This window comes from Arthrobacter sp. Y3223166, from assembly GCF_059090935.1.
In genome coordinates, this window is record NZ_JBNHGE010000001.1 from 115955 (window position 1) to 131941 (window position 15987).

Annotated in this window: 16 protein-coding genes and 1 tRNA gene; 6 read left to right on the top strand and 11 right to left on the bottom strand. The window is 66.3% G+C overall.

The window, feature by feature from the left end:
• The first annotated feature begins 129 nt into the window (after positions 1–129).
• The 3 genes from AC5RUH_RS00565 to AC5RUH_RS00575 all read left to right on the top strand — a co-directional run bounded on the left by AC5RUH_RS00565 (position 130) and on the right by AC5RUH_RS00575 (position 3235).
• The gene (locus AC5RUH_RS00565) at positions 130–879 is read left to right on the top strand and encodes a glucosamine-6-phosphate deaminase (RefSeq protein WP_494127606.1); all 750 of its coding nucleotides are present in this window, start codon (positions 130–132) and stop codon (positions 877–879) included.
• A 14-nt stretch (positions 880–893) separates the two neighbouring features.
• Positions 894–2165 carry an N-acetylglucosamine-6-phosphate deacetylase gene (gene nagA / locus AC5RUH_RS00570; protein ID WP_494127607.1) on the top strand — a complete coding sequence of 424 codons (1272 nt, stop codon included), beginning with the start codon at positions 894–896 and terminating at the stop codon, positions 2163–2165.
• A gap of 170 nt (positions 2166–2335) precedes the next feature.
• Positions 2336–3235, top strand: coding sequence for an MsnO8 family LLM class oxidoreductase (locus AC5RUH_RS00575; RefSeq protein WP_494127608.1), 900 nt, complete (start codon positions 2336–2338; stop codon positions 3233–3235).
• Positions 3236–3257: 22 nt separating this feature from the next.
• Here AC5RUH_RS00575 and AC5RUH_RS00580 read toward each other — a convergent pair whose 3' ends face one another.
• From AC5RUH_RS00580 to AC5RUH_RS00605, 6 genes are all read right to left on the bottom strand, one after another.
• On the bottom strand, positions 3258–4172 hold the full coding sequence (locus AC5RUH_RS00580) for an alpha/beta hydrolase (protein ID WP_494074628.1): 915 nt from the start codon (positions 4170–4172) through the stop codon (positions 3258–3260).
• Positions 4173–4195: 23 nt separating this feature from the next.
• Complete coding sequence (locus tag AC5RUH_RS00585) at positions 4196–5347, bottom strand: cation diffusion facilitator family transporter (protein ID WP_494127609.1); 1152 nt, start codon at positions 5345–5347, stop codon at positions 4196–4198.
• Complete coding sequence (locus tag AC5RUH_RS00590) at positions 5344–5709, bottom strand: ArsR/SmtB family transcription factor (RefSeq protein WP_494013649.1); 366 nt, start codon at positions 5707–5709, stop codon at positions 5344–5346. The genes AC5RUH_RS00585 and AC5RUH_RS00590 overlap by 4 nt, the downstream gene beginning before the upstream one ends.
• Before the next feature lie 39 nt (positions 5710–5748).
• Positions 5749–5874 (bottom strand): DUF305 domain-containing protein, encoded by a 126-nt coding sequence (locus tag AC5RUH_RS00595; protein WP_494074626.1) that lies wholly within the window; start codon positions 5872–5874, stop codon positions 5749–5751.
• A 26-nt stretch (positions 5875–5900) separates the two neighbouring features.
• Complete coding sequence (locus AC5RUH_RS00600; RefSeq protein ID WP_494127610.1) at positions 5901–8078, bottom strand: heavy metal translocating P-type ATPase; 2178 nt, start codon at positions 8076–8078, stop codon at positions 5901–5903.
• 65 nt (positions 8079–8143) lie between these two features.
• Positions 8144–8494, bottom strand: a complete 351-nt coding sequence (locus AC5RUH_RS00605; RefSeq protein ID WP_494127611.1) for a heavy-metal-associated domain-containing protein — start codon at positions 8492–8494, stop codon at positions 8144–8146.
• Between the two features lie 301 nt (positions 8495–8795).
• On the opposite strand from AC5RUH_RS00605, the gene AC5RUH_RS00610 reads away from it, so the two are divergent.
• Positions 8796–9218, top strand: coding sequence for a four-helix bundle copper-binding protein (locus tag AC5RUH_RS00610; protein ID WP_494127612.1), 423 nt, complete (start codon positions 8796–8798; stop codon positions 9216–9218).
• 78 nt (positions 9219–9296) lie between these two features.
• Here the strand turns inward: AC5RUH_RS00610 and AC5RUH_RS00615 are convergent, their stop codons facing one another.
• From AC5RUH_RS00615 to AC5RUH_RS00630, 4 genes are all read right to left on the bottom strand, one after another.
• Positions 9297–10847 carry an alpha/beta hydrolase family protein gene (locus tag AC5RUH_RS00615; protein WP_494127613.1) on the bottom strand — a complete coding sequence of 517 codons (1551 nt, stop codon included), beginning with the start codon at positions 10845–10847 and terminating at the stop codon, positions 9297–9299.
• Between the two features lie 236 nt (positions 10848–11083).
• Positions 11084–12274 (bottom strand): NAD(P)/FAD-dependent oxidoreductase, encoded by a 1191-nt coding sequence (locus tag AC5RUH_RS00620; RefSeq protein WP_494127614.1) that lies wholly within the window; start codon positions 12272–12274, stop codon positions 11084–11086.
• A 320-nt stretch (positions 12275–12594) separates the two neighbouring features.
• Positions 12595–12667, bottom strand: a tRNA-Ala gene (locus AC5RUH_RS00625).
• Positions 12668–12779: 112 nt separating this feature from the next.
• Positions 12780–13154: a VOC family protein gene (locus AC5RUH_RS00630; RefSeq protein ID WP_494127615.1), complete on the bottom strand. Its 375-nt coding sequence runs from the start codon at positions 13152–13154 to the stop codon at positions 12780–12782.
• 337 nt (positions 13155–13491) lie between these two features.
• Between AC5RUH_RS00630 and AC5RUH_RS00635 the strand changes: the two genes are divergently transcribed.
• Positions 13492–14634, top strand: coding sequence for a thermonuclease family protein (locus AC5RUH_RS00635; RefSeq protein WP_494127616.1), 1143 nt, complete (start codon positions 13492–13494; stop codon positions 14632–14634).
• 273 nt (positions 14635–14907) lie between these two features.
• Positions 14908–15369 (top strand): Lrp/AsnC family transcriptional regulator, encoded by a 462-nt coding sequence (locus AC5RUH_RS00640; RefSeq protein ID WP_494127617.1) that lies wholly within the window; start codon positions 14908–14910, stop codon positions 15367–15369.
• A gap of 82 nt (positions 15370–15451) precedes the next feature.
• On the opposite strand, the gene AC5RUH_RS00645 is transcribed toward AC5RUH_RS00640, so the two are convergent.
• Positions 15452–15949, bottom strand: coding sequence for a DUF456 domain-containing protein (locus AC5RUH_RS00645; RefSeq protein WP_494024148.1), 498 nt, complete (start codon positions 15947–15949; stop codon positions 15452–15454).
• Positions 15950–15987: the final 38 nt, after the last annotated feature.

Consider the following 15987-nt stretch of genomic DNA (forward strand, 5'->3'; position numbering starts at 1 on the left):
GCACACACCCGGAGGCTCCGACCCGTCCCACAAGGAAAAGCGCATGAAGTTTGACTTGCCCTTGCCGCAAAGCACGTGCAGCGCGGCGCGCATCCGTCAAGGCGGACTCATCCGACAGACAGGACTCCTATGACCCCGTTGGCCGAGCAGGAACGCAAGCTCCAGGTTTCGCACCACGACGCTGAAGACATCGGCGCGCTGGCCGCCGACATCGTTGCCGGCCTCCTCGACGAGCTGCCCCGTCCCGTCATCGGGCTGGCCACCGGGTCTTCGCCGCTGCCGCTGTATCAGTCCTTGGCGCGGCGCCGCCTGGATCTGTCCGGGGTCCGCTGGTTCGCGCTGGACGAATACGTGGGACTTCCGGCCGGGCACCCGGAGAGCTACGCGCAGGTGATCGACCGGGAAGTGATCCGGCCGCTGGGGCTCGACCGGGCGTCGGTCCTGCTGCCGGACGCCGACCGGGCCGATGTGGACCGGGCCGCGGCGGACTATGAAGCGGCCATCGCGTCGGCGGGCGGGATCGACCTGCAGATCCTGGGCATCGGCCACAACGGTCACCTGGCCTTTAACGAGCCCGGCTCGGCCCTGGATTCCCGGACCCGGGTCGAGGAGCTGACGATGACGACGCGCCGGGCCAATGCCCGGTTCTTCCCGTCGCTCGACGACGTCCCCACCCGCTGCATCACGCAGGGCCTGGGCACCATCCTGGATGCCAGGCGGCTGCTGTTGTTGGTGCAGGGCCGGGACAAGGCCGACATCCTTCACCGCGCGCTGACCGGGCCCGTCGACCCCGGCTGCCCGGCCTCGGTGCTCCAGCTGCACCCGGACGTCACCGTCCTCACCGATGTCGAGGCGGGTTCCCGGTTTTCCGCCAGATAGGCCCCGATTCCGCCATGACACGCCAGGGCGCCGGCAGCACCAACGGCTCCCCCGTCCCGTTCCGCGAAGCGGAACGGGCTCCGCTGCCGGGCGGCCGGACAATCCTCAGGGGCAGAATCCACACCGGCGAGGGTGAACTGCGGGACGGAGCCGTTGCGGTGTCCGGCGCGGAGATCAGCTACGTCGGTCCGGCGGAGGCCCTGCCGCCCGGCGAGGCGGACACCGTCGTCGACGTCCCCGCCGGCCAGAGGGTGATCCCCGGGTTGGTCGACCTGCACTGCCACGGTGCCTTCGGCGTCGATTTCACCACCGCCCCCGAAGCGGACGCGCGCCGCGCGGCGGCCGGCATCCATGCTGTTGGCACCACCACCCTGCTGGCGAGCCTGGTGACCGCTCCGCCCCCGGATCTGCTCGGCGGACTCGACGTCCTCTCGCGGATCGCCGCCGACGGCGAGATAGCGGGCATCCACGTGGAGGGGCCGTTCCTGTCACCTGCACGCTGCGGCGCCCAGGACCCACGCTGGCTGCTGGAACCGGACCTCGGCCTGGCACGGGAGCTGCTCGCCGGCGGCCGCGGCTTCCTGCGCACCATGACGTACGCGCCGGAACTGCCCGGCGCCGACGAACTCGTGGAACTGCTCGCCGGCCACGGCGTGGTCCCCTCGCTGGGACACACCGCGGCGGAGACCGCGGTCGCGGCCGGCTCCCTGCGCCACGCACGGACTGCCCTCGCCCTGAGGTCTGGCGAGGGGCCGGCGGTGCCCACGGTGACGCACCTGTTCAACGGAATGGAGCCGCTGCACCACCGCTCCCCCGGCGCCGTGAGCGCGTGCCTCCGGGCCGCCCGCGCCGGCGACGCCGTCGTGGAGCTCATCGCGGACAACATCCACCTGCACCCCGACCTCGTCGTGACCATGTTCGAACTGCTGGGCGCGGACAACATCGCCCTGGTCACCGATTCGATGGCGGCCGCCGGACTATCCGACGGCGTGTACTCCCTGGGACCGGCGGAGGTGCGGGTGCACTCGGGAGTGGCCCGCCTGGCCTCCGGAGCCATCGCCGGAGGCACCGCCGGCATGATGGACGTGTTGCGGAACGCCGTCGAGGCCGGAGTGCCCTTCGACCAGGCCCTCCGGTCGGCCACCGTGGTCCCGGCCCGGACCATCGGCCTGGCCGGCAGCGTCGGCACCCTCGCTCACGGCAGGTTGGCCGACCTCGTGGTCATCGATGAGGCGCTGGCGGTCACCGGCGTCATGCGCCGGGGCCGGTGGCTGGGCCGTCACTGAGCGCGGCAGGACCGGGCGGGGATGGAATACCAGCCTGCCGGCCACGTTGTGACTGGTATGCAGCCTGCCTCCCTTCCGGTCTCCATCCTGGACCGCGCCAACGCCCGTGAGGGCACCTCGGCGTCCGCGGCCCTGGGCGCCACCATCCGCCGGCCCGGCATGCCGAGCAGTTGGGCTACCACCGCTTCTGGGTGGCCGAGCACCACGGTGTGCCGGGGATCGCCGGTTCGGCTCCAACGGTGCTGATGGCCGCGGTGGCATCGCAGACCGAACGCATCCGCGTCGGCTCCGGCGGAGTGATGCTGCCCAACCACCAACCGCTGGTGGTGGCCGAACAGGCCGCCACCCTGCAGGCACTTTTTCCCGGCCGGATCGATCTCGGGATAGGACGCTCCGTCGGATTCACGCCGGCGGTACGCTCGGCGCTGCGGCAGGAGAAGGGCGCCGCGGACCGCTTCGGCGAGGACCTGGCAGAACTGATGGCCTATCTCGACGGCAGCGCCGCCGTCACCGCCCGCCCGTACGACGGCGGTGCGACGCCGCTTTTCGTGTTGGCCACCGGCAAGGGGGTGGACATTGCCGCCCAGGCCGGCCTCGCCGTCGTGGTGGGCGGTCCTGCCTTTACCGGACGGGATCCGGAACCGGCCCGCGGGGTTCTGGCTCGCTACCGGAAAAATTTTCGACCCTCCGCCTCATGCCCCGAACCGTACGTGATCGCCTCCGCCACCGTGGCCGTTGCCGAAACCGCCGACGAGGCGCGGGACCTGCTGCTGCCGGAGGCGTGGGCAATGGCGCAGTCCCGCACGCGCGGGGAGTTCCCGCCGCTGGCGCCCGCCGACTCCGTCCGGTCAGCTCCGATGACCTCCCGGCAGGAGCGCCTGGTGGCCGAGTCCCTGGCTGCCTCGGTGCACGGAACCGCCGACCAGGTGGGCCGGCGGCTCGGACGCTTGCTGGAGGTGACCGGTGCCGACGAGCTCATGGTCACCACCAACACCTTCGACACGACCGCGCTGGCCGACACCGACCGGCGGCTTGCCGCGCTGTTGGGCCTCCGGCGTCAACTCAGTTGAACTACTTGGCGGCGGTTGCGGGTCAGGCCCCGGACACGGTTTCGACTTCCACGCGGACGACGTCGAGGAACTTCTGGAACCCCGGTTCTTCCACTGGAAAATGTCCGCATCCCTCGAGCTCAACCAGTCGATGGTTCCCGGCAAGCCGGCTCAGGAACCGGCTGCTTATCCCTGTGGGGGTCCACCGATCCTCGCCCGGATGGACCAGCAGGACGGGCGGTCCGCCGTATGACTCCGGCGGCACTGCCGGGCCGGCCTCTAGGAACGACCGGAACCAGCTCAGTGGCATGGAACCTCCCCCGCCGCGCGAATCGCGCAGGACCTGGGCGGATAGTTCGGGGTCGTTGGAAATCTTCCGCATCGGAGCGACCCACCGCAGCGGAAAAGGCATCCGCTCAGGCGGCCCGCTGATGGCCTTGAGGAAGGGCGCCGCGAGACGGGCCATCCACGGGGCACGCACGAGGGCCGAGCGAACGCCGGGGTCGGTGCCGTCGAGCAGGCACGTCACGATCACCCGGTCGCCCCTGCCGCTCAAGGCAGCCGCATCCAGCGCCAGCATGCCGCCCATACTGGCCCCCAGGAGCAGCAGCGGCCTCTGATCGGCGATGCGCGCCGCCAGGTCCGCCAGAAGCCGCTGCCAATCCTGATACGAAATGCGCGCGCTTCCGCGGGGACGCGTACGTCCATAGCCCGGAAGGTCAACGAGCGTGACGAGGGCTCCCAGTTGCGACAGATGCGCCGCAAAGGGCCACATGGCCGCAGCGTTCCCTCCCCCGCCGTGCACCAGAAGCATCCGCACCGGCGCTTCAGGGGCCCCGACGTGTTCCACGTGTACGTCCCACCCGCGCCAGGCCCAGGTCTCTGCGCGCCGTTCAACCGACGGATCGATTGGACGAACGTAGGGCTCGTACCTACGGTCGGCCGCTGTGAAACCCACGCCCTGATCCTTCCCGACGACGCTCATTTACGCCTGCCCGCCAAACCCAGGTCCGGGCGGAGGGCTCCGGCGGGTGTAGGCGTCAGGGACAAATAGCCGATTCCGGGAAGCGCCTCGCGGAGTCCGGCGGTCAGACGTCGCCGGAGAAGATGGTAACCGTCGACGGTCATGGCCGGGTTCACCACAAGCGTGGCGGAAACATTGAGCCGATGGCCATTCCAGCGAAGCCGCACCTCCGTCAGTCCCTTGACTTCGCTCTCGGCCAGCAGAATCTGTTCGGCACGGTCGACGAGTTCAGGCTCCACGCCGTCGAGCAGGCGGCGGCCGATGTCCCGGGCGGTGCCCCAGAGCAGGACAATGATCGCGGCGGTGATGACCAGGCCAACGATGGGGTCGGCCAGCGGGAAACCGAGCCAGACCCCAATGACACCCAGAACCACGGCCAGCGACGTGAAGCCGTCGGTGCGGGCGTGGATGCCGTCGGCCACCAAGGCGGCCGAGCCGATGCTCCGCCCGACCCTGATCCGGTAGATGGCCACCAACTCGTTGCCGGCAAAACCGACGAGCCCTGCCGCGAGAACCCAACCCAGGTTGTGCAGGGGCTGCGGGTTCAGCAGCCGGTCAATGGACTGCCAGCCGGCACCCAGGGCCGAAAGCGCGATCATGGCCAGGATGAACAGTCCGGCAAGGTCCTCGGCCCGGCCAAAGCCAAACGTATAGCGGCGGGTGGGCTGCCGCGTCCCCAGGATGAAGGCGATCCACAGTGGGATGGCGGTCAGCGCATCGGAGAAATTATGGATCGTGTCGGCCAACAGGGCGACCGAGCCGCTGATCACCACGACAACCAGCTGCAGCACGGCGGTGGCACCGAGCCCTGCGAGGCTCAGCTTTACCGCGCGGATGCCCTTTGCACTGGATTCCAGCGCATCGTCGATGGAGTCGGCGGTGTCGTGGCTGTGCGGGACAAAAAGCCCGTGAAAAAACCCTTTCAGCCCCGTCGGATGATCGTGGTCGTGGCCGTGCGGGTGCTCGCCGTGGCTGTGGCCGTGCCCGTGGTTGCCGTGGTCGTGGTCATCGTCGCTGGGCCCGTGACCGCCGTGGTCGCGCCCGTGCTCGTCTGCTGCCTCTTCGGCCTCGCCGGCTGCAGAGTGTCCGGCCTGCGGATGCGCGCTCATGATGCCTGCGGCCGGGGGGCGCTGTGATGTGCCGGAAGACCACCGAGGGAGTGCTCCGCCTGGAAAACAGCATCGGCAACCAACTGCCGGGCATGTTCGTTCTCCAGCCGGTAGTACACCTTGGTGCCCTCCTGCCGCGCCGCCACGATGCGTCCCAGGCGCAGTTTCGCCAGATGCTGCGATACCGCGGCCGGCGACTTTCCCACCGTCTCGGCCAGTTCGTTCACCGGCAGCTCGGTATCCCGCAGGGCCAGGATGATGCGCACGCGGGTGGCGTCGGCCAGCATCGCAAAGACCTCGACGGCCAGCTCAACATACTGGCTGTCTACGTCGAGCCTGCAACCCTTCTTATCTGCATTCATACGCAGATGTTTGCACAACCCGCCCCGGACGGCAATGGTTCACCGCGGGAGAGTGGTCAGAGGCTGGCGAGGGATTTCGCCTTCCTGGTCTTCAATGATGGTCTGTGCCAGTTCCTTGGCCTGCGGGTTGGAGCCCCGGTCCACTTCCTGCTCGGCCATCTTCACGGTTCCCGCGCGGGCAGAGGCTCTGGCTACTGGATGCGTTCCGGGTCCAGGTCAATCCGCCGCAGCACCTGGGCGTTGAGGGCGACCACAATAGTGGAAACGGACATCAGGATCGCCGCGATGGCCGGGGAGATGGCGACTCCGGCGAAGGCAAGCACACCGGCGGACAACGGCACGGCGATGATGTTGTAGCCCGTAGCCCAAATCAGGTTCTGGATCATCTTGCGGTAGCTGGCCCGGGACAGGTCGATCATCGACAGCACGGACCGGGGGTCGTTGCCCGCCAACACGACGCCGGCAGATTCCATCGCCACGTCTGTACCGGCTCCGATGGCGATGCCCACTTCGGAGCGGGCCAAAGCTGGCGAGTCGTTGACGCCGTCGCCGACCATCGCCACTTTCAGACCGCGTTGCTGCAGTTCGGTAACCTTCTTGTCCTTGTCCTGCGGCAGGACCTCGGCGAAGACCTCGTCGATGCCCAGATCGCGACCCACGGAGTTTGCGACCTGGCGGGCGTCCCCGGTGATCATGGCGACCTTGAGCCCACGCTCCTGCAAGGCCCTGACTGCCGCCCGAGACTCGGGACGCACCCTGTCTTCCAGGGCCAGCGCCCCGATAATCTTGCCGTCGCGAACCACGTGCAGCACACCGGCACCCCGATCCATCCAGGCCGAAGTTTCTTGGGCTACGTCCGCCGCCTCGGCCAGCTTCAACTCCCGGAGCATGTTCGGCCCGCCCACGGAGATGTCGGCCCCGTCCACCACGGCGCGCACGCCCCGGCCAGTGCTGGAGGTGAAGTTGCGGCCGGTCAGACCCAGTCGTGCCGCCTCGGCGTGTTCGGCGGCAGCCCTGACGATCGCGCGGGCGACGGGGTGTTCGCTGTCGGATTCGGCGGCCGCAGCCAGGGCCAGCAGCTCGCCTTCAGTCACGCCCTCCACTGCGGCGACGGCGGTGACCGCGTGTTCGCCTTCGGTCAGCGTGCCGGTCTTGTCGAACAGGACGACGTCGATGGTGCGCATCCGCTCCAGGGCGATGCGGTTCTTGATCAGCACGCCGGAGCGGGCGGCGCGTTCGGTGGAGATAGCGATGACCAGCGGGATCGCGAGGCCGAGCGCATGCGGGCAGGCGATGACCAGAACGGTCACCGTGCGAACGACGGCCTCGTCGGGACTTCCGAGCAGCAGCCAGGCGCCAAAGGTGATGATGCCGGCCACCAGCGCGAAGTAGAACAGCAGGGCAGCAGCCCGATCTGCCAGGGCCTGCGCCCGGGACGACGATGCCTGGGCCTCGGCCACGAGGCGTTGGATGCCGGCCAGCGCCGTGTCGGAGCCCACGGCAGTGATCTGGACCCGCACCGAGTTGTCCGTCGCGACCGTGCCGGCGACCACCGTGTCGCCGGTCGCCCGGCCGACGGTTTTGGATTCCCCGGTGATCATCGATTCGTCGAACTCGGCGCCGCCGTCGATGATCCGCCCGTCCGCGGGCACGCGGGCACCGGAGCGCACCAGCACGATATCGCCGGTGGCGAGGGACCCGACCGGCACGGTGCGGACACTTCCATCGCTGTTGACCACGTCCGCCTCGTCCGGCAGCAGGGCAGCCAGCGCGTCGAGCGCTCCCTGCGCGGAGCCCAGGGCACGCATTTCCATCCAGTGGCCCAACAGCATGATCACGATCAGCAGCGCCAGTTCCCACCAAAAGTCCAGGTCGAACCCGCCGATGCCGAGGGTCGTGATCCAAGAGGCGGCGAAGGCGACCGTGATGGCCATCCCAATCAGCAGCATCATGCCCGGCTGCCGGGACCGCAGTTCATTCACCGCGCCCTTCAGGAAGGGGGTGCCGCCATAGAAGAAAATAATGGTGCCAAGTACCGGGGGGATCCACGCCGCCCCTGGGAACCCCGGGACGGTGTATCCCAGAAGCATGGCAAACATCGGGCTGAAGAACACCACCGGGACCGAAAGGACCAGGGACAGCCAGAACTTGTTCTTGAACATGGCCGTGCTGTGCCCGGCGTGCTGGCCATGCGTATGGACGGCATGTTCTTCGTCCACCGCCGAATGTGCGGGTCCGTCCGGCATGGCCTGCCCGTGCGTTTCATGGTCGGTCATCATCGGACCCTGGCCCTGATGCCGATGCTCCGGGCCAGGTCTTTGGGTGTGCTGGCCGGAATTGTCGAGGTGCTGCGAATGCTCGCTTTTCATGGCTCTTCTTTCGCGGGCGCCCCTGCCTTTGAAGTCGGGGCGGCCCTTCGCGGGAAACCTGATCTTCAGGAGGCAATAAGCTCGTAGCCGGCGTCGGCGATGGCCGACCGAACGGCGGAGTCGCTGACGGGCGATACCGCCAGAAGGGTGACGGTGGAAATGCCGCCGGGAACGAGGTCGACCTGAACGTCCCTCACGTCGTCGAGGGCGCCCAACGCGTCCGTAACGCTGGAGGCGCAGTGTCCGCAGGTCATGCCGGCCACCCGGTACTCTGCCTGAACGGCCGGCACCATCGGCGAAGCCTCCGGCTCGCGGCGCTCGGTCCGTTCTTTCGAGACGCCGGTCGGGGCGCAGCAGGAGCATCCTTGGGCGGACTTGGCGGTCAGGGACAGTTCCCGGTTTAGGGACTCGGCCATGGTGTTCTCCTCACACATCATCGGTGCTGGCTGCGGGAAGTGGGAACGCCAGACCGTCGGAATGACGCTCCGCCGCCGAAGCCGGTGAGAACCTTCACTGCGTTGAAGCCCTGTCGGGCTCGTGACGCTTGTTCCGGTGAGACTGAGGCTATACCCCCCGGGGGTATCTGTCAAGTGGGGATAGCCAGGCCTGGGAATGGTTACCGGCGTGGCCACACTCCCAAGCAGGGGCTACGGTGCATAAGAGGCTGGCGCAGCGGCCCACCGCCGCTGGCCGGAAACCGGACGACGGGAGCAGATCATGACTCACATCAGTTCGATGCTCGATACCTACCCCAAGGACCTGGGCGGCGTGGACCGCCAGAAGCTGGCGGAGTGCATTGCCGCCTGCTTCGAATGCGCACAGACATGCACTGCATGCGCCGACGCGTGCCTCTCGGAGGACATGGTTGCCGACCTCACCAAGTGCATCCGCACCAATCTGGACTGCGCCGACATCTGCGCAGCCGCCGGCCGCGTCCTCTCGCGCCACACCGGCTACGACGCCAATATCACCAAGGCACTTCTGGAGGCCTGCCGGACTGCCTGCCAGGCCTGCGCCGACGAATGCGGGCAGCACGCGGAGATGCATGAACACTGCAAGGTCTGCGCGGAGGCCTGCCGCCGGTGTGAACGCGCCTGTGACGAACTCTTGGCCTCGCTGGGAAGCGGCGCTTCCAAATAGGCCGGCCCACCTCTTATCTCGCGGCAGGCGGCAGCCGCCTGTCGCCGGCCCGGGACTCGGGGCCCGGGGCACTCCCAGCTAGGAGCCGATCTTCAGGCCGTTCCAGCCGCCTACACCTACAGTGGTGCGCTGTTGAATCTTCTTCGGGGAGACCGGGTAAAAGTGCAGGTTGCCTTTCCTGTCGCGGGCGAGGATGCCGGACTGACCGGCGGTCACATGATCCTCGACAGCGGACAGGTGCGTCATGGCATTCCAACCTGACTTGGCGATCACCTTCCGGGTCTCGCTGATGAGCTTGCCTTTGCCGTTGGAACGGTAGAGCTTCAACTGCCCGGCCGCGGTGCGGGCGATCAGATCCATCTTTTGGTCCGCGTCGAAGTCCATGGCCATCACGTCCATGCCCTTCCAGTTGCCGGAGCTCAGCAGCTTCCGCCGGTCGGGGTTTGTGCCGGCGGGATTCGCGTAGGAGTACAGCTTGCCGTCACGGTTCTTGGCGATGATGCCCGGGTACTCGTCGGCGGTCCTCCACCTGGTGACGAGGATGGTGTTGTGCTGCCATCCGCTCGTGCCCAGAGTGGAGCGTTTGAAGCCACCGTTCTTCTGCCCGTAGTCGACGGTGAGCCGGCCGTCCTTCCAGTTGGCGATCAGGTCCTGGATGCCGTCGCCGTTCCAGTCGGCGATCTCCACCGCTCGCGCTGCTCCCCATCCGGCCGAAACGTAGGAGCGCTTGTTCAAGTCCCTCCCCTTGGCTGAGGGGTATAGGTAGAGCTTGCCTGCGGAGTCCACGGCTGCGACATCGCCGGAGTTGGCCTTGGCTGGGGCGACGGCGGCCGGCATGGCCTTCAGGTCGTTGGCGATCAACTTCGGCATGTCATAGGTGTAGTGCGTGACACCCGGGAGGATGGTCATCTTCGTGTTGATGAACCCGAGGCTGTTGTATTTTTTCTCCGCGCTCTGGGCGGTGCCCAGGGCTGACCAGGTTTTCAGGCTGGTGCCGCCGCGTCCGTCGCGGCTGCCGCAGATCCAGTGCAGCTTCATCTTCTTCACCGCCGCGGGAGCGGCTGTCTCCATGCCCGTGTATCCGCCGCCGCCGACGATGGTGGCCCCGCCGCCCTTTATCCACTCCTGGCGGTCTGTGAGGAGCTCATAGGTGATGAACTCGGCTCCGCCGGAGTAACCGTGGAACCAGATGCGGCGGGCATCGAGCTTGTATCCGGCGATCAGTGTTCCGGCCAGTGCCCGGAAGTAGTCACCGTTGCGGTCGGCGTCCTCCCACCAAGTGATGCCGCCCTTCTTGTCGGGGGTGATGACGGGAACCATGATCATGTTCTTCTTGGCGGCCTCGGCCGCCATCTTCTTCATGATGGATCCATTGGGGTGGTGGACATAGGACTGCGCCGGGTAGGAGTAGTCGCCGTGGAAGACGAATAGGACGCCGACCGGCTTCTTCGTATCGATGCCGTTGGCGTAGACGTGGTATTTGCTGCTGACACCGTTTGGAGCGGTGTAGGTCTGGTAGGTCGCGCTGCGCGGTGCCGCGGCTTGGGCCGGAGTGCTGACTACCAAGGCTGCTGCGAGCATAGTCGCCCCGAGGACTGCTCCCAGGAGCGCGCGGATGAGGGCCTTCATCAAACTGGATCCGTTCATAGTGCTGCCGCACTGCGCGAATGCGGGCACGGGTGCTAAGGGATGCAATCGGACGTAAGGGCTCATCCGTAAGGAATCTCGGGAAAGCGTGCCAGTTGCCGCTATCGAACCGCTCTAGCCGAACGTCATAAAGACGCTGGCTCGCAAAAACCGGCCAGAACTGCTCCGTCCTGTCGGCAGCGGTCCGGCCGCCTGTATCCTGCCTCGCTGCGAGATACTCAGGCCCGTCCCTTCAGGATCAGATGCCAGTAGACCTGCGGGAGGATCCGCCGGTCCATCACCCACTGCCAGCGCCGCTCCTTGGCCATCCTCAGGCCCGGGTAGCTCGGTTGGGGGCGATATTGGTCGTCGAACTCAGCAAAGAACGCGGTGCGGCGGCTCAGCGTGAACGGGCAGACTGAGTAGCCGTTGTAGCGCGCGTCAGGCGCGCGCCCGCCCAGAACAGCGGTGAGGTTCTTCGCCAGGACCGTGGTCTGTTTGCGGAGCGCCCCGCCGGACTTGGAGTTCCGTGTTCCGGCGGCGTCGCCGAGGGACCAGACGTTGGGAAATCGCGGATGGCGCAGGGTCTCCGGATCCACCTCGACGAAGCCGCCACTGCTCCCTTTCTGCGGCAGCGACGTGGCCTTCAACCAGTTCGGCGCCGACTGCGGCGGAACCGCGTGCAGCAGGTCGTACCGGACCTCCCGGTTCCCCGACCCGCCGTCCAGCACCAGTGTCTGCGCCGCGGGGTTGACCGAGGCGACGGTGGTGGAGGTCCTCAACGTGATTCCGTACTCGTCGATCTTGCGCTGCAGCTCCCGGTCCACGTCCGGCATCCCGAAGACGGTAGGCGTGGGCACCACCATGAGCACGTTAATGTGCTGCAGCACGCCCTGTTGGCGCCAGTAGTCACAGGCCATGTAGGCAATTTTTTGGGCGGCGCCTGCGCACTTTGCGGGCCCCGGCGGCTGGGTGAATACCGCCGTGCCGGAGCGCAGCCCTCGCACCAGGTCCCATGTCTTGGGGGCAAGTGCGCCGTCGTAGTTGGACGAGCCGTGCGGCGAAACCATGGCCTCGGCCAGCCCCGGGACATCGCCCCAGTCCAACTGCAGGCCCGGGCAGACCACCAAGTGCTCGTAGCCAACACGATCGCCTCCGGCCAGGACGACGACGTTCTCCTCCGGCCGCACATCGGCCGCCTCCCCGCGGATCCAGTCAACCCCCTGCGGCATGACATCTGCCTGGGGTCGGACCGCTTCGGCCATCCGTGCAGCCCCGGCTCCTATATGGGAGAACAGCGGTTGGAAGTAGTGCTGATCCCGAGGTTCGATGATTGCGATGTCCTCGACCTTCCACCGGCGAAGCCGCGCGGCCAGCGAGATTCCCGCATTGCCGCCGCCGACAACCACTATTTGATGGTGCTTGTCCATGTTTCGGCCTTCCGTCGTTGGCGGCCGCGCCCCCGCCGCTGCCGCATTCGCCCAGTCCACAGCGCCCAGGGCCGTCCGTCAAGGCTGGAGCGAGCAGGGACCGGGTCATGAAACGTCGAACGTCGATCTCCAAATCCACCGGTCCGCGCAGGATGTGGCTGGGAGATGGATGCTGCTGCCAAAGCCGAGATGTCCGTTGGCGCCCTAATCCTGCGGCATGACAAGAAAAAGGGTTGGCCTCGAGGCGCTTATCGCTGCCAAGGCGCGTGTGGAAAGTGTCTTGTCTGGGAACCGGGACCAAACAAATCCCGAATCTTCAGTGGAGCTTAGGGGAATCGAACCCCTGACCTTTTCATTGCGAACGAAACGCTCTACCAACTGAGCTAAAGCCCCGAATGCGCGAGTTCACGCGCAATCACACGTGTGTAAGGGTAACGCATCCCCCCGCGTGCACACCAAATGATCTGGACTTTTTTAAGGTGCCGGCCGCGTCGAGCTCCTACTATTACTTCTCCTGCAAAACGGACAGTACGTTCCCGGAGGGGTCCTTGAACCATGCGATGTAGGGGCCTTCTTCGCGGAAGATGCCCTTGTCGTCCTGGGCAAAACCCTCATAACGCTCGAACCGGACTCCCTGAGAGGCCAGTCCGGTCACGGCGGCATCGATGTCCTCCACTTGAAAGTTGAGGATCGTGAAGCTCGCCGGAACGGCGTCAGGCTGTTCATAGACAAGCGTGTCCCGGCCGCCGGCCAGATGCAGCCACATCAGCCCGTACTCCTCGGACGTTTTCAGGCCGAGAATCTCGCCGTAAAAGCGTTGCGCCTCCTGCAGATCATGAACGGCGATACCGCTGTATGCCTTGCTGTTGGTGAGCTTCATGGCTACCCCTCCCGTGTTGACCCGGCCGTGATTGCATGGCTTGTCCCCACGTTCCGGCCGTCGACGCTGGCCGGGGGGGCGACCCATCACAGCGAAGGTTCCTGCCCAACAGTGTTGCAGGCAGGGGGAGCCGGGGAAAGACGTGAGCCCAATCGAGCCCAGGCATCTCATGCCCAACTTGGGATGAAACAGTCACGGCCGACTGCGAGCCCTGCGTCGATTCTCCGAGCCATGGGGGAAAATGAATACTCTTCATTTTACCAATATCGGATAAGAAACTGTTGGGGGATCAATGGTCACACCCTTGGGCGCAGCCCTTTCAAGCGCATGGCTGGGCATGACGAGCACCATCGTCGGGAAAACTGCCGTCGCTGCCGTCGCCGCTGCCGGGATAGCAGCCGGAAGCCTCGCCGTCGTTGGAGCCGTGAATCATGATCAAGGCTCGGTCGTGCGCGTCGTTGACGGCGACACGTTGGTCATCAACTACAACTTCCGGGAAGAAACGGTACGGCTCCTCAACGTCGATACTCCGGAGACCAAAGATCCCAGCCAGCCGGTCGAATGTTTGGGACACGAGGCGACACAGAATCTTGAACAGCTCGCTCCGCCCGGCACGAAGGTTCGCCTCGACTTCGACGTCGAGCGTCACGACCGGTATGGCCGCACGTTGGCGGCAGTCTTCGTCGGCGACTCATTAGTAAACGCCGAGATTGCCAGACGGGGCTTGGGGCACGCTGTCTACTACGAACCCAATCGGAAGTACCTGAGTCAGGTGCAAGCGGCTCAGTCAGAAGCAGCGGGAACAGCGCAGGGCATGTATGACCCGTCGATCGGCTGCACCATTCCCGGACAAGTCCAAGAGGCAATTAAACAAGTAGAGGAAACAGCCGCAGGCAATGCGGCCGACACTTCGTCCGCGACAGCCGAGGCAGTGACCGCCTTGGCCGTGGCCATTGCAGCCGCAAAGTCGATGGACTCCATGCTCCACAGTGCTTCTCACACGGCAGATGCTGTGCTGTGGGCGGCCCTATCCAGCGCTGACCGGAAGCAACTCAGCAGCCATTTGTCGGACGCCATAGAAGTCGGCGAAGCGAAACATCAACAGCTGTCGGTCAAACGCGACAAGCTCAAAGCTGCCGAGGACAAGGCAGCCGCCGAAAAGAAAGCGGCCGAGGAAAAGCGGAAGGCGGAGGCGAAGGCCAAGGCGAAACGGATTGCGGCTGAGAAGAAGGCGGCCAAGGAACGGGCTAAAGCGGAACGGGCAGCGGCCGAGCAAGCGGCAGCACAGGCCGCTGCAGCAGCTGAGGCTGCCCGGCAGGCCGAAATGACGAGACAGGCGCAAATTGCCGAAGCAGAACGGCAGTGGCGTCAACAGCAGCAGGCTCCTGCCCCCGCGCCTCCGGCTTCCAATCCCTACCCTGGCTACACCGGCCCCCGATGCTATGCACCTGGTGGCCAATCGTGGACGCCCTGCCCTTAGCCCCGAAACAAACAGCAAGACCCCTGGCGGTCCGGCATCCGGACTGGCAGGGGTCTTCAGCTGTGTGAACAACAAGGTCGGGGCTTCGCGGGCCCGCAGACACTGCTCCGGCTTCGTGGGCCTGAACCGTGCACCTCAACGGACTGGCAGCTTGTGGCTTCGCCCGATCTGATAGGTATCAGAGCACCTTCCCGACAATCCGTGCAAGCGTGGGGCTTACAATTGATCAGAGTGTTCAAACGGTCGCACGGCGTTCGACAGGAAGTGGTCATTTTGCAGCAACTCGATGCGACGGACCGGCGGATCCTGCTGGCGCTGGATAAGGACCCGCGGATTCCGGTGATGATGCTGGCCCAGCGGCTCGGCTTGGCCCGCGGCACGGTCCATACACGGCTGGAGCGCCTGGCCGCCTCGGGTTGTCTGCGCACGCACTCGGCCCGGGTGCTGCCGGAGGCCTTGAACCGCGGGGTGATGGCCATGGTGAGTGCCGAATTGGATCAGAGCAAGCTCAACGATGCGGTGGAAGCGCTTAGGAAGATCCCGGAAGTGCTGGAATGCCACGCCCCTGCGGGCGATACGGACTTGCTGATCAGAGTGGTGGCCAGCAGCCCGGACGATCTGTACCGGGTAAGCGAAGAAATCCGCTTCTGCCCGGGCATCACCCGCACCTCCACGCAGATGTTCCTGCGCGAGGTGATCCCCTACCGCACTACGGGCCTGTTGAAGCAGGACTGATCGCCTGAAGCCAGAGCGGCACCGCCGCACCGCCGCGCCGGTCTAAAAGAGCCGGTGGCTGGGATTGCCGGCCCGGGGCCCGCTAGAAGAAGAAGTGCGCCAGCACGCCGATCACCCAGACGGCGCCGGCGGCAAACGCACAGCCGAGCTCCACCAGCATGCCCAGGCCCACGGCCTTGAGCGCCGCCCAGCTGGCCCCGACCGCCTGGCCAAAGTCCCGCCGTCGCGCGTATTCGCTGAGCAGTAGCCCGGCGGCAAACCCGATGAACAGTCCGACGACGGGAATTACGAACATCCCGACCACACCCACCAGCACGCCCGCCAGGATTGACCAGTTGGGCACCTGCCGTTGTTTCAGCCGGCGCCCGGTGAGTACCAGGCTGGCCAGCATGCCGGCGGCCACGAACACCATGCCGATCGCGAAGACCACCCAGCCCAAAGTGCTCTGCAGGACGATGGCCCAGACCAGCAGGCTGATGCCGATGGTGATGGTGCCGGGCAGCACGGGGACGACGATGCCGGCAATGCCGACGGCGATGAGCAAACCGCAAAAGACGGTCGCGAGTATCTGGGCTTCCACCCACCCAGCCTACTGGGGTGCGCCGGGTGGATCCGGCA